We start from the raw sequence: 21,030 nt of genomic DNA, 5'->3' as shown, positions 1-21,030 counted from the left end.
TCAGGATTGTATGACTTTTCAAGTAACTGTCACCCCTAGTGGCCGTCAATTTAGTTGCGACGCAGATGAAACCGTCTTGTCAGCCGCTCTGCGCGCAGGCGTCATCTTGCCATATGGCTGTAAAAATGGTGCTTGCGGCTCCTGCAAGGGCAAGGTAGCCAGCGGGACTGTGCAACACGGCCCGCACCAGCAACGCGCCCTGCCAGAGGCAGAAGAAGCACTGGGCATGTCCCTGTTTTGCTGTGCCAGGCCGCAATCTGACCTCACCATAGAAGCGCGTGAAATCGTCGCCGACAGTGATTATCCCGTCAAGAAAATGCCTAGCCGTATTGCCAAACTGGAGAAACTGTCACACGATGTCATGCTCATCGCCCTGCAATTGCCTGCCAATGAGCGCCTGCAATACCGCGCTGGCCAATATATAGAATTTCTGCTCAGGGATGGCAAGCGCCGCAGCTACAGCATGGCAAATGCGCCGCATCTGGATGAGCACATCACCCTGCATGTACGCCATATGCCAGGTGGCCTGTTCACCGACCAGGTATTTACTACCCTCAAAGAGCGCGACATCCTGCGCTTTGAAGGCCCGCAAGGCACGTTCTTCTTGCGTGAAGATAGTGAAAAGCCAATTATCCTGCTGGCATCCGGCACTGGCTTTGCCCCTGTCAAGGCACTGGTAGAGCATCTGATTCACATAGAATCCAAACGCGCCATCAGCCTGTACTGGGGTGGCCGCCGCCCTGCTGACCTGTATATGCATAGCCTGTGCAATGAATGGGAAAAGCAGATACCCGGCTTTAGCTACATCCCCGTGGTTTCTGACGCCTTGCCTGAAGATGCATGGACGGGCCGTAACGGTTTTGTGCATCAGGCAGTAATAGCAGATCATGCAGACTTATCAGGACATCAAGTCTACGCCTGCGGCGCACCTGTCGTCATTGACTCGGCCAAACGCGACTTTACGGCCCAGTGCCAGTTGCCTGCCGACGAGTTCTATGCAGATTCGTTTACTTCTGAGGCTGATCTGGCGAATTGATATCAGCAAACTTTTTGCGTCTGTGCCAGAAATTATTTTGACGCAGTGCGCAAAAAGTCCTATTATCCGTTTTATGAAAATTTTTACTGACATGTCCTCACCAAATATTGCACGACGTCGCAACTCGCTGAGCGAGCCTGGGCCGATGTAGGAGTGAGCGTGCGCGTAAAAAGCTGCACCACGAATATCCAGCCACAGGTTCCGCCCTGTGGCTTTTTTTATTAGGACTTACGTAAAACTGCCCCAGCTGCGTTGCAGCTCCTCTCCTAGGAGCCGCGTACTAAAGTACTGTCGTCGTCGCTGCCGGTGTAGTCGGGGTTTCAGACAATGTATTGTCTGCCGACGTAACGAACCGCCCCTGTAAGGGCGGTTTCCTAAAGCGATAGCCTTGCTGGGACAATTTTGCGTAAGCCCTATTTATTTTTGAGTTTTTGTCTACCCCACCCACTGTAACGACCTTAGGAGTCTTGAAATGGAATTCAGTCAGTACAACGTAAATTCCCTGATGTACATCACCCCACGCCCCGAACTGGTGTTCGTTGAAGGCAAGGGCATGTACTTGACTGATCACAAGGGCAAGCGATATCTGGATTATCTGCAAGGCTGGGCCGTCAACTGCCTCGGCCATTGCCCTGACGTGATTCACGATGCCCTGGTAACGCAATCAAAAAAATTGCTGAACCCCTCCCCGGCTTTCTACAATGCCCCGATGGTGGAGTTTGCTGATCTGCTGACCAAGAACTCTTGCTTTGACCGCGTGTTTTTCACCAATAGCGGCGCAGAAGCCAATGAAGGCGCGGTCAAACTGGCGCGCAAATGGGGGCAATTGAACAAGAATGGCGCATTTGAAATCATTACCTTCGACCATGGTTTTCATGGCCGCACCCTGGCGATGATGTCAGCCTCCGGCAAACCAGGCTGGGACACGATCTTTGCCCCGCAAGTCAGCGGCTTCCCTAAAGCGGATCTGAACGATATCGCTTCAGTAGAAAAACTGATCACCGACAAAACCGTCGGTGTCATGCTGGAACCAGTACAAGGCGAAGGCGGTGTCATTCCAGCCAGCCCTGAATTCATGCAAGCCCTGCGTGAATTGACGAAGAAGCACGGCCTGTTGCTCATCGTTGATGAAGTGCAGACTGGCATGGGCCGCACCGGTGAATTGTTTGGCTATCAATTATCCAACATAGAACCAGACATCATGACCCTGGCCAAAGGCATAGGTGGCGGCGTACCACTGGGTGCCTTGCTGTGCCGTGAAGAAGTAGCCTGCTTCGTGCCCGGCGACCAGGGCGGTACTTATAACGGCGCACCTTTGATGGCAGCAGTCGGCAAAGCGGTATTCAATGAATTGAACAAACCTGGCTTCCTGACTTCGGTCAAGGAAAAAGGCGAATACCTGAGCCAGCAACTGGAAAAGCTGTCTGAAGAGTTTGGCATGCAAGGCGAGCGTGGTTTTGGTTTGCTGCGCGCGCTGAAGCTGGGCGACAATATCGGCGGCAAGCTGGTGGAAGCTGCCCGTGATATGGAGCCAGTAGGTTTACTGATCAATTCCCCCCGCCCTGACCTGCTGCGCTTCATGCCAGCCCTGAATGTGACGAAGGAAGAAATTGACGAGTTGATCAGCATGTTGCGTGTGGTGATTGCTGAAGTAAAAAAATCAGACGCCGGTAAATAATCTCTCCTGCAGGAAGGCCACGAAAGTGGCCGTTTTCAAAGCCAGCCAGTCGCGCGCTGGATAAACTGCATACACTGGTGAGCCACTGGGCAATTGATAATTGTCCAGCACGGCCACCAACTCTCCACTCTTCAAATGCTTGCTGACGATGAGTTTGTCGATCAGCAGGATACCCGCCCCCGAGCAGGCAGCAGTCACCAGGGCAATGCCATTATTTGATTGAAAATGGCTGGTCACCCTGATCTTTTTTGGTTCGCCATCCTGTAGCAAAGTCCATTCATCGTTCGCGCGGCCTGCATTGATGTAGAGCAAACAGGCATGTTGCGCCAGGTCTTCAGCCACTACAGGCTTGCCTGCCTTTGCCAGATAAGCTGGCGAAGCACAGAGTATGCGCTGGCTATCCACCAGTTTGCGGGCAATGAGGTTGGAGTCATCCAGATGAGCAACCCGGATGGCAACATCAATTTGCCCGGCGATTAAATCCACCAGGCGGTCTTCCACTTGCAGGGCAAAGTCGATTTGTGGGTAACGCTGGCAAAACTCCGTCATGACTGGCACCAGTCTGGCGACGGCTGGCATGGGGCAAGTGACGCGCAAACGCCCTTTGACTTCTTGCTGATGCTGGCCAGCCATCTGCTCTATGTTTGCCAGCGCAACATCGATGCGCTGTGCCTCATGCAAGACTTGCTCACCGATTTCAGTCAGGGTCAGCTTGCGGGTCGAGCGTTGTATCAGGCGTGCGCCCAGGTCTTCTTCCAGCTTGGCCAGTTGCCGCGACAGCAAAGACTTGCCACACCCGAGCTGTATGGCTGCCTTGCTGATGCTGCCAGCACGGATAATCGTGGCAAATACCGCCAAGTGTTGTGGATTCAGCATGGAATGCCCTCTTTCATTGTCCCGTTTTAAGCAACAATATTATGCAATATACCTGTCTTATCAAGCAACAATATCCTGCCTATACTGCTCTCCATGGTCAGCGCATCGCTGCCTTAAACAACAGCCGTAAAACTCTGATAAGGACACAATATGAACGCCATCAACTATCAATTCAAACTCGCAGCCCGTCCACAAGGCAGCGTCAAAGCCAGCGATTTCCACCACGTTACTGAGCAATTGCGTGAATTGCAAGATGGCGAGGTTCTGATTAAAAACCTGTACATCTCGCTTGATCCTGCCATGCGTGGCTGGATGAGTGACAACAAGAATTCTTACATGCCACCAGTGGCGTTAGGCGAAGTCATGCGCGCCCTGGCTGTTGGTGAGGTAGTTGAATCAAATAATCCTAAATTTGCAGTCGGCGACCATGTCAGCGGCATGCTGGGTGTACAGGAATACGCCTACTCTGACGGCAAGGCCATCAGCAAGGTAGATCCCAAGCTGGCACCACTGCCGCTGTATCTGAGCACCCTGGGCATGCCAGGCATGACAGCCTACTTCGGCTTGCTGGAAGTAGGCCAGCCCAAGGAAGGCGATACGGTAGTCATATCCGGTGCCGCCGGTGCGGTGGGCACTATCGTCGGCCAGATTGCCAAGATCAAGGGAGCGCGTGTCGTGGGTATTGCAGGTGGCGCAGACAAAGTCCGCTACCTGACAGAAGAACTGGGTTTTGATGCTGCCATCGACTACAAGAGTGAAGATGTCGCTGCCGCTTTGAAGCAGCATTGCCCTGATGGCATTGATGTGTTTTTCGATAATGTCGGTGGTGAAATTCTCGATGCTGCCCTGGCCAACCTGGCTTTTGGTGCCCGTGTCGTGATCTGCGGTGCGATATCCCAGTACAACAATACGACGGCGATCAAAGGCCCATCCAATTATTTGAACCTGATGGTCAAGCGCGCAACGCTGAGGGGCGTCATGGTATCTGACTTTTATCCACGTGCGATGGAAGCAGCGATGGTCATGGGTGGCTGGATCATGTCCGGCAAATTGAAAAGCCGCGAAGATATCGTCGATGGCCTGGAAAATTTCCCTGACACTTTCCAGAAACTGTTCACAGGTGAAAACAATGGCAAGCTGATCTTGAAAGTCACCAAGGCTTAAGCATTGTATGAAGTAGCCACCAGTTTGCAGGTGGCTACTTCATCTTTCAAGATTTCAAGGTTTCAGGACAAAGTGCAGGACAGAGCGCGCAGGCAAAGTGTAATTGAATTTATTTTGCGTAATATTATTCAAACCTGTCCTGACCGTAATCGCGGCATTGCTGCCACTGACACCCCAGACCTGGGCATACTTCAGATTCACAGGATGGCTGAGCTGGAAGCTGCTCGTTACATTGCTGGCCTGGCGGTTAATGGCAATCACATGAATGACGTTCGGGTCATTGACATCGACTGCAGCATATACCGCCGCATTCGCATTATTGCTGGCGACTGCCTTGACTGAGGTAGCAGGAAAGACAGACTTATTGCCATCATAGTTTCTATAGATTTTAAAACCGGATGCAATGAACTGTTCGGCGTCACCGAAATAAGTCGCCAGATACACACCCTGCTTGCCAAAAGCACCCAAAGCATCGGCCTGGGCAATGGCGCCGGTGATATCGCTCTTGCCACCAAAATCATATTCCGTCACGGCCAGCTTGGTGCCTGGATAAAAATCACTAATGGATCTCTGTAACTTGGGCAGCATTTGCAAGGCCCGGCCATCGGTGAAACCATTGCCATTCTGGGTGATCCAGCTTGGCTCTACATAAGTGGCATCCCACAGGCTGCGCGCTGCCTGCACGCGGTCTGTCGCATTGTAAGAAGCTTGTGGATAATAGTGAAAAGAAAACACATCCAGCAAACGGCGGCCCGCAGTTTGCGATGCCTGATTCATTTTTGCCAGATAGGCATTGGCCAGGCTCATGCCATTGTAGCGATAACGGTCGCCAGTGTTATTGCTGTAATAAGGCTCGACATTGTATTGTCCCCAGTCAGCAGGTTGATGCGAGGCTGAACCATCCCACACGGCCCACAAACTGAACAAGCCCAGATAACCACTTACTGCCGGGCCAAAGGTCTCTGCACTGGCATCCATGCGCTTGATGGTCTTTGCCAGACCTATGTTTTTTTGTATGACGTCAGTTACGGTCGTCACTACAGGATAAAGATTGGCATGCGTACCACTCTCGCCGCTGTTCGTTGTCCAGTGATGCCAGAGGTCAGGCTCGTTATCGAGTTCATAGCCTTTAATACCTTGCGCAGAAGAGGCGGCGCCATATTTCTGCAACAGGAAATTGATCTCTTCATCAATATACACGACACCATCGTTCAAACCGGGGGTCAGGCTCAGGCCACCAGCAGATGCCGGTTTGTCATTGACGATATTCACCCAGCGCGAAGTATCAACATTGGAAGGCCCGGCGGTGCTTTGCCATAACTGGTAACCCATGCAAGTTGATGGCGGGTTCAGGTTGACGATGTCTTTGGGTAACTTGCCAGCAGCAGGCAATTGCAACAGGGAATAAGTGCCCAGTACCAGTGACTGGTCCTGGAAACTTTGCAAGGCCGCACCTGGCGCGTAATAGGCAAGACCATTGTTGGAATTGGGATTACCCGCTCCGGCTGTGGCACTGACACCAGCATTGGAAGAATGGCACCAGTCATTGCCAGAATTGCTGACACCGTTTTCCCAGTTATAGCTGGTCATATTATTGCCGCCCAGGCGGCGTGAGCGCATGTTCAGGCTTTGCAGGCTGGCTTGCCCGCCCTGGTTTTCCCAACCAGCACGATTGGTGCCATCGGCATAGGCGTTATAGCCATAGATCAGCGGGCTGATGGTTTTGCGTTCGGCCTGGGTATCGATAGAAAACGTGACACTCTGCGCTGAGGATGTCGAAATTTCCGCAGAAATACCTAAAATTAAAAGAACTTTGCACAAGCTGACTTGTCTCATGATGCACCTTTGGTCTGCCCGTAATTTATTAAGTCCATGCGTAATTTCCACGCGTAGTTTCCATGCGGAAATCCAGCACCCAGAGTACGACATATTTTTTAACATTTCAAGGCAGGTGTAAGCGCCAAATGTAAGCTTAAAACCTCATGTAAGCGTATTTCCCCCGTAAGCTTGAAAAGCTGCTTACAGTTTGTTGCAATTACCTGTATAAAGCTTTGTTTTCAGGCAATACCAGTTTGATATGAATGTATGCGTAGTGAAAAATAAGCAATGAGCAGTATGGCAATACAAAATTCGGTTCCTTTATTCGTTTCCTTTTTAAGCAGCTTCACCATAACAACATCCACCTCCTAATTCGAGACCACAAATGAGACTTTCCAAACTCACCCTCGCACTCAGCCTGACCAGCCTGATGACCTCGGCATTGGCCGCACCTGCTTATTATCGTTTTCCCAGCATACGCGGCGATGCAGTGGTGTTTACTGCAGAGGGTGATTTATGGAAAGTAGGCAGCAATGGCGGCCAGGCACAAAGACTGACCAGCCACCCGGCATCCGAAGTATTGCCAGCCATCTCGCCAGACGGTAAATGGCTGGCATTTTCCGCTGCCTACGAAGGTGCGGCGGAAGCCTATGTCATGCCCATGGCAGGTGGCGTGCCGAAGCGCATCAGTTTTGAAAACGACCAGGTAGGCGTACTGGGCTGGACCGCCAGTGGCGAAGTGCTGATCAGCACGCTCAATAGCACAGGCCCGGCCTCGCACCGCATCGTCGCGGCCATCAATCCGCAAACCCTGATACGCAAGGTCTTCCCGGTCGCGGATGCGAATGAAGCCGTGCTGGATGATAGCGGCAAATACCTGTACTTCACCCGCTTTGGCTTGCACATGACCAATGACAATGCCAAGCAATATAGAGGTGGTGCCATCGCCCAGCTCTGGCGTTACGATGTGCAGGGTAAAACCGAAGCCCAGCAATTATTTGCCGATGACAAAAGCAATAACCGCCGTCCCATGCTTTGGAAAGGCAAGCTGTATTTCATCAGTGACCGCAATGGTGCCTACAATATCTGGAGCGCCAATCCTGACGGCACCGATGCCCGTGTCCTGACCCAGCACAAGGATTGGGAAGTGCGTAACCCCAGCCTGGGTGACGGCAAGATCGCCTACCAGCTGGGGGCAGATTTGCATGTACTCGATATCAGCAGCGCCAAAGACCAAACCTTGAATATTGATCTGGTTTCTGATTTTGACCAGCAGCGCAAACGCCTTATCAGAACGCCGCTGGATTATCTGAGCAATGTAGAAATCGCAGGCAAGGAAGAGCGCCTGTTGTTCACCGCCCGCGGCCGCCTGACGATTGCAGGCACAGGCCCGCAAAGACGTATAGATTTGCCAGTGCCTGAAAACGCACGCGCACGTGAAGCCGTGTTTTCTCACGATGGCAAATCCGTCTACGCGATAGTCGACACCACAGGTGAAAACGAAATCTGGAAATTCCCAGCCGATGGCCTAGGCAAACCCGAGGTATTGAGCAGCAATGGTGACGTACACCGCTACCGCATCATCCCCTCCCCTGATGGCAAATGGCTGGCACATACCGACAAACGTGGCAGGCTGTGGCTGCTGGACCTGGCGACCAAAGCCAATCAGTTGATAGACGATGCAGGCAAGCTGGGTGCCGAGAGACAGGAAGAAGTTGTCTGGTCACCGGACAGCAAAACCATCGCCATCATCAGGGCCAACAATAAACTGCAAAGACCGCAGATAGGTTTGTACTCACTGGACAGCAAGCAACTGCATTTTGTCACCAGCGACAAATACAACTCGCATGCGCCGGTATTTTCCTCTGACGGACGCTGGCTGTATTTCTTCTCTGAACGCAATTTCCAGGTTAGTAATCGTACCCCCTGGGGCGACCGCAACATGGGCCCACATTTCGAAAAACGCACAGGCCTGTATGCACTGGCACTGCAGAGTGGCAACCGCTTCCCCTTCAAGGCTGACGACGAGTTGAGCAAGTCGCCAGCGAATGACAAGGCAACAGAAAAGCCAGCCGATAAAGTAACTGATAAGTCGACGGATAAAGCAGCAGAAAAAACCACCGACAAAGCAACAGACAAGCCAGACGAAAGCAAAAAAACATCCAAGCCCGCCATACAGTACGCTGGTCTGGCAGAAAGGCTGTACCAGGTGCCACTGGCCTATGGCAACTACCGCAGCCTGGCGATGGATGACAAGCGCATCTACTTCACTGAACAGGATGGCACGGATGGTAAAACCATCCTGAAGACACTGGCCATCAGCAAGAGTTCGCCACAGCCAGAAACCTTTGCCAGCAATGTGCGCCAGTTCGACTTGTCTGCCGACATGAAACACGTGTTTTACCAGACCCATAGCATGACGGGCGCTGGCGATTTCTACATTGTTGAAGCTGGTGCAAAACAACCGGGCGACCTCAGCAAAGCCAGAGTCAATGTCAGTGACTGGAGTTTCTTCCTCAGCCCCAAACAGGAATGGCAACAAATGTATGCCGACGCCTGGCGCATGCACAGGGATTATTTGTTCGACGACAAAATGCGTGGCGTAGACTGGAACAAGGTACGCAGCAAATATGCACCTCTGGTCGACCGCATTACCGACAGGACAGAATTGAATGACGTGCTGGGCCTGATGGCCAGTGAAGTCAGCACCCTGCATTCACAATCCCGCCCTGGCGATATCCGCCGCGCAGCGCCTGAAGGCCAGGCGACTTCCCTGGGCGCGGTATTGAGCCGCACGGCAGTGGGCTATCGCATCGACCACATCTATCGTACCGAAGCAGAATTGCCATCAGAACGCGCACCGCTGTCGCAACCAGACCTGGATATCCGTGAAGGTGATGTCATCACCGCCATCAATGGCCAGCCAGTGCTGGAAGCACGTGATATTTCTGACCTGCTGACCAACCAGGCTGACAAACAGGTGTTGATGCATGTCAAACGCGGCGAGCAGGCCAGCCGTGCGGTGATCGTGACGCCAGTCAATATGGTAAAACATGCCAACCTGCGTTATGGCGACTGGGAGCAAAGCCGTAGTGAACAGGTCAACAAGGTCTCACAAGGCCGCATCGGTTACCTGCATTTGCGCGCCATGGGTGCGCAGGATATCAATAGCTTTGCACGCGAGTTTTATAGCAATATAGAACGCGATGGCCTGATCATCGACGTGCGCCGCAACCGTGGTGGCAATATCGATAGCTGGATCATAGAAAAACTCTTGCGCAAGGCCTGGGCTTTCTGGGCGACACCGACTTCTGCACCGTACACCAATATGCAGCAAACCTTCCGCGGCCATCTGGTGGTGCTGGTGGATGAACTGACTTATTCCGACGGCGAAACTTTTGCTGCCGGCGTCAAGGCTTTGAAGCTGGGGCCACTGGTTGGCAAGCGTACGGCAGGTGCAGGTGTCTGGCTGTCTGACAATAACTCCCTGTCTGACAATGGCATGATCAGGGCAGCGGAAAATGCACAATTCGGCATGGATGGCCGCTGGCTGGTGGAAGGTGTGGGCGTCTCACCGGATGTTGAAGTCGACAATCTGCCGCACGCCACCTTCAATGGCAAAGACCAGCAACTGGAAGCAGCCATACAATTGCTGGAAAAAAAACTCAAGGAGCAACCTGTCAAACCCATGGTGCCGCAAGTCATTCCACCATTAAAATAATTTGTTCTTAGCTTACTTAAAATCCTCATAGCCAAGCGCTATGAGGATTTTTTTATCATAGAGACTGATGAAGCTATCCGTGAGCCAGCGCACAGAGTGCACATAAATACCAGCACATACTGGCAAGACAGTCTGGCTTATCGAAAGCAGGTCCATTATGATTATCGCTCCCATCAGCGCAGTTGCAGCACCGTTTACAGCAACTGCAACACCATCAGTGCAAAACACGCTGGCAATTGATATTGTCAGCAATGATGCAGTCTTGCCTGTCACCAGCAATCAACAAAGCGAACTGGAAGCGATTCGTGGCACCAGTGTGCTGGTCGATGTCTCTACCCTGGGCCAATTGCTCGACAGCACAGCACGGCTGCAAAGCAGGCAAGCTACCCAGGCAACGACGAACGTTCCCCAAACTAATACTACAAACGCCTCAGCCCAGGCAGATACCAAACAGACCAGCGCGAACATTGAGCAAATCACCACCATTGCCGGGCTGTTTGTTGATACTTTTAATCGCCTCCAGGCAAGCAATTCTAATCTTACTGAGAATCCCCTCATCCCAACCAGCAATGACAGTTTGTTGCAGGCGCTCAATGCCGCCAGGCCAGATGCGGCAGAAGCTGGTTTGTTCGAGCAATTATCAAAAATCGGAATTAGCTTACAGAGCCCTCCCGCACCAGGAAGTGACAGTTCACTGACGCTGGACGTCATCGACTTTCAAAGTGCGCTGGCGCAAAATCCTGGTGAGACCCTGACTTTGCTGACACAGGCATTGCAGGCTTTGGGCAATGCGGAAAACGATGTTCTTGCACAAAATCAAGATCTGGCCTCAGGCAATATCGCAGCCAGCTTAAGCGCGGGTCAGGCAACAGATGCTATCGCCGCCGCTACGATCAACCCGGATATCACGGCTGCTGCGAACACTGCAGCGACAGCAAGTGCGACAAATTCTGCCAACGCGCCAAATGCCAACAACAATTTTGCACTGCCAGTAGATGTAGATGAACAAGTGCCTGCAGATGCTGATGTCCAGCTCCAGCAAGTGTTGACAAATGAAGCTTTGCAATCGGCGATCATCAGCACCTCCAATACTGTTCAGGCAGATAATGCAACTGCTGAAAGTCAAACTGCAACGACCGCTAATATCCAGGCTGGAGCTACCAATAACGCTACAGCAAATGAGGAGCCTGCTGGTGCCGATGTAAATGCGGTTCCAGCGACAAACACTCAGGTCAGTGCATCTGCAAGCGCAAACCCTCTCAATGTTGATACAACACTGGCGGATAATCTGCTCAACAATATAAGCACGCCAGCATCCCTGCTCAATACCCAGACAGCCAATGCCGGTGAACCGGACATCGCAAGCAGCGTGCAGGAAAATGTATTCACGCAAAACCAGACTAATCCGCCTGTGAATGCCAATGCTTTAGCGGGCAATTCTTTGACGGCAACCGAGCCGGATGCTGCTGCACAAACGCAGACTAGCAATGCAGCCACTCAGTTGAATGCGCAGTTGAATGCGCAACTGAGTACAGCAGCTACATTAAATCAGAGCAGTACCACCAACACCAATCGCAGCACGGCGTCAGAAGCAACATCGACCAAAGCCCAGGCCACACTCAATAACAACAATAAGCCCGCAGAAGCAGCGAATACACAAAATCAGCCCGTGTCTTCTGCAATTGCCAGCAACACCAACGGCATTCTTATCAACAACCCTCTTGCGACTACAGGTTCACCGGAAGCGACTCAAAGAACAACGACAAATAACCCGGCGACGCAACCCAAACCCCTTGTCCTGGAAAACGAAGTCATCGTCAACAACAACGCCCGAGCCCCTGCGACAAGCGCACAGGCAAATGTCAATCCCCTGATTTCTGCTGCCGTAGCAGCCTATCGCGTGCGTGATGGCCTGCCGCAAACGCCAGCAGAAAAACCACGACAAGCACAGGCCGATGCCGTCACAGCACCAGAAGCCGTGTCAGCAGTAGAGCCAGTAGAGCTGGATTTACATGAAAACTCAGATGGTCAGCACCGTGAAGCTCAGGCTGAGCTGGAATATCAGCGCGCAGCAGATCTGGCGCGAGACAGAAGAAATGCAGCGACTGCCAGTAATCCAGATATTGATATCAATATCTGAAGCGCAATGCGCATAAGCATGAATGCTTGAAGCAGCGCTGATAATAAAAAACCTCCCGCATGCTACCAGAGCTGTGGGAGGTTTTCAGATGAACTCAGTTCAAACAAAATAATCAGAACTGATCTTCCGCCAGAGCCATGACGCCGGCACTACCTTCAACGATAGCAGAACGCAGGCCTTGAGCTGCCGACAGGATGTGGTCAGCAAAGTAACGTGCAGTCGCGATCTTGGCTTTCAGGAAGGCTGCATCACCCTCGCCTGCATCCAGTTTTTGCTGGGCGATGATGGCAGCACGTGCCATTTGCCAGCCACCGAAAACGATGCCCGCCAGTTTCAGGTACAGGACACTGCCGGCAAACACGCCCTTGATGTCTTGCTTGAAGTTAGTGACGACATAATCAACCACGTCTTCCAGCGCTGCAGTACCTGCTGCCAGTTGGCGCTGTATCGCCAGCATGTCGACAGAACCAATTGCCGTCAATTGTGCTTCTGTTGCGCGCATGTCAGCGATGAATGCTTTTGCAGTAGCGCCGCCATCGCGTGAAGTTTTACGGCCTACCAGGTCATTCGCCTGGATGGCTGTAGTACCTTCATAGATGGTCAGAATCTTGGCATCGCGGTAGTGTTGTGCCGCGCCAGTTTCTTCGATGAAGCCCATGCCGCCGTGGACCTGCACACCAGTCGATGTGACATCCAGCGACATTTCTGTCGACCAGCCTTTGACGATAGGCACCAGATATTCATACTTGGCCTGGTTGGCCTTGCGCACCGCTGCATCGGCATGATGATGGGCAAAGTCACTGATACCGGCAGCAACGTAGGCCAGCGCACGCGCGCCCTCAGTCTGGGCACGCATGGACATCAGCATGCGGCGTACGTCAGGATGATTGATGATGGCAACCGGGCCAGCAGAGCCAGCCAGGTCACGCGACTGCACGCGGTCTTTGGCGTATTGCACTGCCTTTTGGTAAGCGCGTTCTGCCACGCCTATGCCTTGCATGCCAACGCCAAAGCGGGCCGCATTCATCATGATGAACATGTATTCGAGGCCGCGGTTTTCTTCGCCAACCAGTGTGCCTATCGCGCCACCGTTGTCACCAAATTGCAGTACAGCGGTCGGGCTGGCCTTGATCCCCAGCTTGTGTTCTATCGATACGCAGTGTGCGTCATTGCGTGCACCCAGGCTGCCATCGGCATTCACCAAAAACTTGGGAACGATGAACAGGGAAATACCTTTGACGCCTTCTGGTGCATCAGGTGTACGTGCCAGCACCAGGTGGACGATATTTTCTGCCATATCGTGCTCACCATAGGTGATGAAAATCTTGGTACCGTAGACTTTAAAAGTACCATCGCCTTGAGGCACGGCACGGCTGCGCACCATCGCCAGGTCAGAACCAGCTTGTGGTTCGGTCAGGTTCATGGTGCCTGTCCATTTACCAGAAATCAGGTTTTCCAGATAGATGGCTTTTTGTTCGTCGCTGCCAGCAGTCAGCAGGGCTTCAATCGCGCCATCAGTCAGCAACGGGCACAGGGCAAACGAGATGCTGGCTGCATTGAGCATTTCTATGCATGGCGTTGCCACCAGCTTGGGCAAGCCCTGGCCGCCAAATTCTTGCGGATGCTGCACACCCTGCCAGCCTGCCTCACCAAACATCTTGAAGGCTTCTTTAAAACCCTTGCTGGTGAAGACTTCGCCGTCTTTCCAATAGCTTGGTGCCAGGTCACCCGGGAAGTTCAAAGGGGCAACCACTTCGCCAGCAAACTTGGCGTTTTCTTCCAGCACAGCTTCTACCGTTTCTGCCGTTGCATCTTCACAGCCAGGCAAGGCATTGACTTCCGCCAGACCAGCCAGTTCGTTGATGAGGAACAGCATGTCCTTGACAGGGGCAACATAGCTCATTTTTGTATCCCAAAAAAGAAAAAGGGGCAGGTCAGGAAGATCGCCTGAATAATGCGATAAACCGCTTACCTGCCCCGTCAGGCCGCCGCAGCGGCCAAAAAAATTAACCTAATTCAGCTACCAGTTGTGGAACGATATCAAACAGATCGCCAACGATGCCATAGTCAGCGACCGAGAAAATCGGTGCTTCTGGATCTTTGTTAATCGCCACGATGACTTTGGAATCTTTCATACCGGCCAGATGCTGGATCGCGCCAGAGATACCGACGGCGATATACAGTTGCGGAGCAACGATCTTGCCGGTCTGGCCAACTTGCCAGTCATTCGGTACAAAGCCTGCATCCACCGCAGCACGGGAAGCACCCATGGCAGCACCCAGCTTGTCAGCCAGTGGCTCCAGAATTTTGAAGTTGTCGCCAGAACCCATGCCACGGCCACCAGAAACAATGACTTTCGCAGCTGTCAGTTCAGGACGGTCAGACTTGGCTACTTCGCGGGAAACAAATGCAGATTTGCCAGAGTCAGCAACTGCAGTAACAGTTTCCAAAGCAGCAGAACCACCAGTAGCAGCAGCATCAAAACCTGTTGTACGCACAGTGATGACCTTGATGGCGTCTGTCGATTGTACGGTAGCGATGGCGTTACCGGCGTAGATAGGACGCTCGAAAGTGTCAGGACTGTCTACCTTGGTGATTTCAGAGATTTGCGATACGTCGAGCTTGGCAGCAACGCGTGGCAAAATGTTTTTGCCGTAAGCAGTTGCCGGTGCCAGGATATGGCTGTAGCCAGATGCAATTGCCAGTACTTGCTCAGCAATGTTTTCTGCCAGGCCATCAGCAAAATGCGCTGCATCTGCATGCAATACTTTACTGACGCCAGCGATTTGAGCGGCAGCCTGTGCTGCTGCGCCAGCATTGTGGCCAGCAACAAGTACGTGTACATCTGCGCCGCATTGTGCAGCAGCAGTAACAGTGTTCAATGTGCTGCCCTTGAGGCCAGCGTTGTCGTGTTCAGCGATGACGAGTGTAGTCATGATGTTTTCCACTTGATGTGTTGTCAGGATCAATATCCCGGCAACAAAAATTATTCTTAAATTCTGTCTTTATGAAAGCTGAAAACTATCAGCCAATAACCTTGGCTTCATTGCGCAGCTTGGCAACCAGGGTTGCTACGTCAGGTACTTTGATACCGGCGCTGCGTTTTGGTGGCTCAGTGACTTTCAGAGTCTTGACGCGGGAAGCAACGTCCACACCCAGGTCTGCTGGCTTGACATTGTCCAGTTGTTTTTTCTTGGCCTTCATGATGTTAGGCAAAGTCACATAACGTGGCTCATTCAAACGCAAGTCTGTCGTGATGATGGCTGGCAGTGTCAGGGACAGTGTTTCCAAGCCGCCGTCTACTTCACGAGTTACCGTAGCTTTACCGTCAGCAACGGTAACTTTGGAAGCGAAAGTCGCTTGTGGCCAGCCCAGCAGGGCTGCCAGCATCTGGCCAGTCTGGTTGCTGTCATCATCAATCGCCTGTTTGCCGAGGATGATCAGTTGTGGTTGCTCTTTGTCAGCCAGTGCCTTGAGCAATTTGGCTACTGCCAGCGGTTGCAGTTCTGCATCGCTTTCGACCAGGATGCCGCGGTCAGCACCAATCGCCATGGCAGTACGCAGGGTTTCCTGGCATTGCACTACGCCACAAGAGACAGCGATGACTTCAGTCACGACGCCAGCTTCTTTCAGGCGGGTCGCTTCTTCAACAGCGATTTCATCAAATGGGTTCATGGACATTTTGACGTTGGCGATATCAACGCCAGAGCCATCAGATTTAACACGTACTTTGACGTTGTAATCGACGACGCGTTTGACTGGTACCAGGACTTTCATAGTTCTGCCTTTATGAGCTAATTGGGGAATACCGAATTTAATACCGATTTATACGAAACTTGCTACGAATTTTAAAGCTTGATACTGAAAATTTGCTGCCTGACGTTCCATCACTTTGCTTGCGAGTAAGAAAGCCTGCCGGACTTCTGCATTGAGCAGGACCTCACAGGTCTGGTACTCAATAAGACCCGCACGAAGACTCTAATATTACTGCGCTTTCGCACCTGCAAATTGACGTATACGTAAATTCTATTGATTATAAAACGAAAACATCAAGATTTTGCACAATTTAGCACGAGCGTTCTTTTTAATCCACTTTGCCACTAGAGCAGAATGCCTAATCCAATATGGCACAGCATGCATACGAAGCCAATTCAAACCATATTAAATCGAAGATAAATCGCAATTTTTGGGAAAATTAAAGAGAAACTAAAATACAGAAACGAAAAAACCCGCAACAGAGTGCGGGTTTTCTTGCGCTGCTTTGCCGGCGGGTAAGCAGGCTGAACAAACTATCTGGCTTATTTGCGTTTGATGAAGTACTCAAACTCTTTGCTGTTTTCCTGATGCGACAACAGCTCATTGCCGGTTTGCTTGGAAAAGGCCTTGAAGTCCCTTACCGAACCAGGGTCAGTCGCCAGCACATGCAACACTTCACCAGTGAGCATTTCGGCCAGCGCCTTCTTGGTCTTTAAAATTGGAAGAGGACAGTTCAGTCCGCGTGCATCCAGTTCTTTATTGAATTGCATGATTTTCCCAGTAATACAAATTGAGTAAGCACATACGCTCTACAATTAATGCACCAATTCTACCGGAATTTTCATTCGTATGGTGCGTCGCAGCAGACTAACAACAAAAGAGCAATTATTTTAGAAAGTTTCTGCACTGAAATAGTGCAAATCCAGGAATTATTCTTTTATAGCCACTGCTCTCATCTTAGTCACTAAACTTACTGTTGACTTACTAAATCCAGATATTTCATCAAAACAATTGTAAAACTGCCTTTTAATTGCATTGCAGCATGAATCAGGCACTCATTCTTTTCCTAAACTGCAAGCCTTGTTTGCATTGCAAAAAAATGCTTACTTGCTTTCCCATTCCCTATAAACCGGCTCCAGGCCACGCTTGCGCATCCAGTCTGCCATGGCGTGACCGGTACCGGCATTCCAGGGCCGGAGTTTTTCAGGTTCTATGAGGCGGTATTCCAGCAATTCTGGCGAGAGGCTGACTGTGCCCGATGCCTTGACGTGATAGGCAATGATGAGCTCATTCTTACGAATGAATTCATAGACACCTATCAGTGTCACTTCATCCGCATCGAGATTGGTTTCTTCCTTGAGTTCACGCGCCACGCCCTGCTCGGGGGTTTCGCCGCGCTCCATGAAGCCGGTGATGAGGGCAAAGGTATTTTCTGGCCATGCTGCATTGCGGGCCAGCAGTATTTTGTCTTCAAATTCGACCAGGGCAGCCAGCACAGGAAGGGGATTGTCCCAATGGGTCCAGTGGCCTTCAGGGCAGGCCAGCCTGAGCTTGCCGGCTTCCTGTTCATCGGGACGTTCTATCAGAGATGTTGCACATACCGGGCAAAACTTTAATTCCATACTGACCTCAGAATTCCCTCAGCGGTATCATGGCCTGCCTGGGGTGCAGGCGCGCCATGGCATAACTGTCGACATACTGACCATTGCGAAAAGCATAGGCACGCATGGTGCCTTCTTTTTCAAAGCCAAATTTTTTATACAGATGGATGGCGGCAGTGTTATCGCAAAACACTGTCAATTCTATGCGCAGAAGATTGAGCCAGTTATCTGATAGATTCAGTAACTCGGTCAACAGCGCAGTGCCTATGCCGCGTCCGGAAAAAGAGTCGGCCACGCCCATGCCTAGCGAGGCAACGTGGCTACGTCTTTGCTTTTTTTCCATATGCAGGCTGGCCATACCCACCACCACACCATCATAGATGGCAACCAGGCGGGTATCATTGGGGTCAGTCTTTTCCAGCCGCTCTTGCCATATCTCTGTTGTTGGATGAGGCAATTGCAAAGTACCTGCATAGGTGCCGCCACTAGCGAACACCCGTTGCAGTTGTGCCGCATCTGAAATTTCAGCGCGACGTATGTGTATCATAGACGTGAAGTTACCCATTCAGTCACACCCTCCAAGGCTTTTGCCAGGCCACTGGCATCAGTACCACCCGCTTGCGCCATGTCAGGACGGCCACCACCTTTGCCGCCAACTTGCTGCGCCACGAAATTGACCAGATCACCCGCCTTGACTTTGGAGGTGCTGTCTGCCGTCACACCAGCAATCAGGCTGACCTTGCCATCATTGACCGCGGCCAGCACGATGGCGGCTGTTTTCAGCTTGTCCTTGAGCTTGTCCATGGTTTCGCGCAGGGCTGTCACATCAGCGCCGTCCAGCGTTGCTGCCAGTACCTTGATGCCTTTGACATCCACAGCCTGGTTCACCAGATCATCGCCCTGGCTGGAAGCCATTTTTGATTTCAGTGTTGCCAGTTCTTTTTCCAAAGCCTTGACATGATCCTGCACCTGGCCGATACGCAGCGTCAATTCTTCTGGCTGGGTTTTCAGGGCAGCGGCAGCTTCATTGATACGGCTATTCAGGTTTTGTACCAGTGCCAGTGCAACTTCACCAGTCACGGCTTCTACACGACGGATACCGGCAGCCACACCGCCTTCAGCCACGATCTTGAACAGGCCGATATCACCAGTACGGGATACGTGAGTACCACCGCACAGCTCGCGCGAAGTACCGATGTCGAGCACGCGCACTTCATCGCCATATTTCTCGCCGAACAGTGCCATCGCACCATGCTTGACCGCGTCGTCATAGCCCATGACTTGCGCCTGGGTTGCGGCGTTAGCCAGAATTTCACGGTTGACGATGGTTTCTACCTGACGAATTTCATCGGCAGTCATAGGGCCATTGTGGCTAAAGTCGAAGCGGGTTTTTTCCACATCAACCAGAGAACCTTTTTGTGCGACATGGCTGCCCAATACTTCACGCAAGGCCTTGTGCATCAGATGCGTGGCGGAGTGATTGCGCATGGTTTGTGCACGGATTTCTGCATTCACTTCCGCTTTGAGGCTTTGTGCCAGGCTCAGGCTGCCGGATTTCAGTACGCCGTGATGACCGAATACATCGGCTTGTACTTTCAGCGTGTCACTCACTTCAAACACCGTACCATCCGCTGTCACCAGTACACCGGAATCGCCAGCCTGACCGCCTGATTCAGCATAGAAAGGTGTAGTGTCGAGCACGACTACAGCTTGCTGGCCAGCCTTGATTTCATTGACGGCGCTGCCATCGACATACAATGCAACAACCTTGGCTTCGTGTTGCAATTGATCGTAGCCAACGAATTTGGTTTTGTCGCCGCTGTATTCCATTGCAGCAGCCATCTTGAATTTGCCGCCTTCGCGTGAATTCGTGCGCTGCTCTTCCATCGCTACGTTAAAACCAGCTTCATCCAGGACAACCTCGCGCTCACGGCAAATATCTGCTGTCAGGTCCAGCGGGAAGCCATAGGTATCATACAAAGTGAAAGCTGTTCTGCCATCCAGATTTTTGCTGTCTTTGGCAAGCGCGGCTTCCAAAATCTTCATGCCGTGTTCCAGCGTTTCACCGAAGCGCTCTTCTTCCTGCTTCAATACTTGAGCAACACGCTCAGCCGCTTCGGCCAGCTCAGGATAGGCAACTCCCATTTCCTTAACCAGATCAGGCACCAGCTTGTAGAAGAAAGGCTGGCTTTGTCCCAGCTTGTGACCATGACGCAAGGCACGACGGGTAATGCGACGCAGCACATAGCCACGGCCTTCATTACCAGGGATGATGCCGTCAACAATCAGGAAGCCTGCACAGCGGATATGATCGGCAATCACGCGCAGTGAATTGTTTTCCAGATCCGTACAGCCGGTTTCACGCGCAGCTGCCTTGATCAGGTTTTGGAAAGTATCGATTTCATAGTTGGAATGCACATGCTGCAAGACCGCAGACAGACGCTCCAGGCCCATGCCGGTATCCACGCATGGTTTAGGCAGAGGGTTCAGGACACCTGCTTCATCTTTATTGAACTGCATGAACACCAGGTTCCAGATTTCGATGAAACGGTCGCCGTCTTCATCTGGCGAACCTGGAGGGCCGCCCCAGATTTCCGGACCGTGGTCATAGAAAATCTCGGTACAAGGGCCGCAAGGGCCAGTGTCAGCCATTTGCCAGAAATTGTCGGATGCGTAACGCGCGCCCTTGTTGTCGCCGATGCGGATTATGCGCTCTACCGGCACGCCGATTTCGTTTTTCCAGATATCGTAAGCTTCGTCATCTTCCTGATAGACGGTGACGGTCAGCTTGTCTTTTGGCAAGCCGTAGACTGTGGTCAGCAATTCCCAGGCGTAGTGAATCGCATCTTTCTTGAAGTAATCGCCGAAAGAGAAATTGCCCAGCATTTCAAAGAAAGTGTGGTGACGCGCGGTGTAACCCACATTTTCCAGATCATTATGTTTACCGCCGGCACGTACGCTGCGTTGCGCTGTCGTGGCACGGGTGTAGGCACGTTTGTCCTGGCCGAGGAACACGTCCTTGAACTGCACCATACCGGAGTTGGTGAACAGCAGGGTAGGATCATTGCCGGGTATCAGGCTGGAAGAGCGCACACGGGTATGGCCCTTGGATTCGAAAAAGCTAAGGAATTTATCGCGGATTTCTGACGAGTTCATAAATGATGGTTCTAAGCTGAAAAATGGGTGTAATTAATGGTGGTAACTGCCGATTATACGGTATAAATTCAGCACATTATCTAT

At 51.8% G+C, this 21,030-nt stretch carries 14 protein-coding genes; 5 read left to right on the top strand and 9 right to left on the bottom strand.

Features of this window, described 5'->3' with window-relative positions; translation table 11 throughout:
- Window positions 1-10 precede the first annotated feature (10 nt).
- Entirely contained in the window at window positions 11-1,036 is a 1,026-nt protein-coding gene (locus DFR42_RS21485; protein ID WP_110257087.1) for a CDP-6-deoxy-delta-3,4-glucoseen reductase, read from the top strand.
- 472 nt (window positions 1,037-1,508) lie between these two features.
- Window positions 1,509-2,714: an acetylornithine transaminase gene (locus DFR42_RS21480; RefSeq protein ID WP_110257086.1), complete on the top strand. Its 1,206-nt coding sequence runs from the start codon at window positions 1,509-1,511 to the stop codon at window positions 2,712-2,714.
- Here the strand turns inward: DFR42_RS21480 and DFR42_RS21475 are convergent.
- The gene (locus tag DFR42_RS21475) at window positions 2,697-3,590 is read right to left on the bottom strand and encodes a LysR family transcriptional regulator (RefSeq protein ID WP_110257085.1); all 894 of its coding nucleotides are present in this window, start codon (window positions 3,588-3,590) and stop codon (window positions 2,697-2,699) included. The two genes, DFR42_RS21480 and DFR42_RS21475, sit on opposite strands and share 18 nt — an antisense overlap.
- 150 nt (window positions 3,591-3,740) lie before the next feature.
- Here DFR42_RS21475 and DFR42_RS21470 point away from each other — a divergent pair, with 150 nt between their 5' ends.
- Window positions 3,741-4,754 (top strand): NADP-dependent oxidoreductase, encoded by a 1,014-nt coding sequence (locus DFR42_RS21470; RefSeq protein WP_110257084.1) that lies wholly within the window; start codon window positions 3,741-3,743, stop codon window positions 4,752-4,754.
- 54 nt (window positions 4,755-4,808) lie between these two features.
- Here the strand turns inward: DFR42_RS21470 and DFR42_RS21465 are convergent, their stop codons facing one another.
- Window positions 4,809-6,590 (bottom strand): glycoside hydrolase family 44 protein, encoded by a 1,782-nt coding sequence (locus DFR42_RS21465; protein WP_170133620.1) that lies wholly within the window; start codon window positions 6,588-6,590, stop codon window positions 4,809-4,811.
- Between the two features lie 367 nt (window positions 6,591-6,957).
- Between DFR42_RS21465 and DFR42_RS21460 the strand changes: the two genes are divergently transcribed.
- Window positions 6,958-10,293, top strand: a complete 3,336-nt coding sequence (locus tag DFR42_RS21460; protein WP_110257082.1) for a S41 family peptidase — start codon at window positions 6,958-6,960, stop codon at window positions 10,291-10,293.
- A gap of 157 nt (window positions 10,294-10,450) precedes the next feature.
- Window positions 10,451-12,433, top strand: a complete 1,983-nt coding sequence (locus tag DFR42_RS21455) for a RodZ family helix-turn-helix domain-containing protein (RefSeq protein WP_110257081.1) — start codon at window positions 10,451-10,453, stop codon at window positions 12,431-12,433.
- Between the two features lie 112 nt (window positions 12,434-12,545).
- On the opposite strand, the gene DFR42_RS21450 is transcribed toward DFR42_RS21455, so the two are convergent.
- The 7 genes from DFR42_RS21450 to alaS form a co-directional block, all read right to left on the bottom strand.
- A complete protein-coding gene (locus DFR42_RS21450; protein WP_110257080.1) occupies window positions 12,546-14,336 on the bottom strand; it encodes an acyl-CoA dehydrogenase in 1,791 nt (596 codons plus the stop codon).
- 103 nt (window positions 14,337-14,439) lie between these two features.
- The gene (locus tag DFR42_RS21445) at window positions 14,440-15,369 is read right to left on the bottom strand and encodes an electron transfer flavoprotein subunit alpha/FixB family protein (protein WP_110257079.1); all 930 of its coding nucleotides are present in this window, start codon (window positions 15,367-15,369) and stop codon (window positions 14,440-14,442) included.
- An 88-nt stretch (window positions 15,370-15,457) separates the two neighbouring features.
- Complete coding sequence (locus tag DFR42_RS21440) at window positions 15,458-16,210, bottom strand: electron transfer flavoprotein subunit beta/FixA family protein (RefSeq protein WP_110257078.1); 753 nt, start codon at window positions 16,208-16,210, stop codon at window positions 15,458-15,460.
- Window positions 16,211-16,731: 521 nt separating this feature from the next.
- A complete protein-coding gene (locus DFR42_RS21435; protein ID WP_110257077.1) occupies window positions 16,732-16,959 on the bottom strand; it encodes a sulfurtransferase TusA family protein in 228 nt (75 codons plus the stop codon).
- 333 nt (window positions 16,960-17,292) lie between these two features.
- Window positions 17,293-17,811, bottom strand: a complete 519-nt coding sequence (locus DFR42_RS21430) for an NUDIX domain-containing protein (protein ID WP_110257076.1) — start codon at window positions 17,809-17,811, stop codon at window positions 17,293-17,295.
- A gap of 7 nt (window positions 17,812-17,818) precedes the next feature.
- On the bottom strand, window positions 17,819-18,337 hold the full coding sequence (locus tag DFR42_RS21425) for a GNAT family N-acetyltransferase (protein WP_170133619.1): 519 nt from the start codon (window positions 18,335-18,337) through the stop codon (window positions 17,819-17,821).
- Window positions 18,334-20,946 carry an alanine--tRNA ligase gene (alaS, locus tag DFR42_RS21420; RefSeq protein ID WP_110257074.1) on the bottom strand — a complete coding sequence of 871 codons (2,613 nt, stop codon included), beginning with the start codon at window positions 20,944-20,946 and terminating at the stop codon, window positions 18,334-18,336. Before alaS ends, DFR42_RS21425 begins: the two co-directional genes overlap by 4 nt.
- Window positions 20,947-21,030: the final 84 nt, after the last annotated feature.

The sequence above is a fragment of the Undibacterium pigrum genome (assembly GCF_003201815.1).
In the GTDB taxonomy this organism is placed as follows: Bacteria; Pseudomonadota; Gammaproteobacteria; order Burkholderiales; family Burkholderiaceae_D; genus Undibacterium; species Undibacterium pigrum.
The sequence above is the reverse complement of the archived record's forward strand: the minus strand, read 5'-3'. Positions and strand labels throughout refer to the sequence as shown.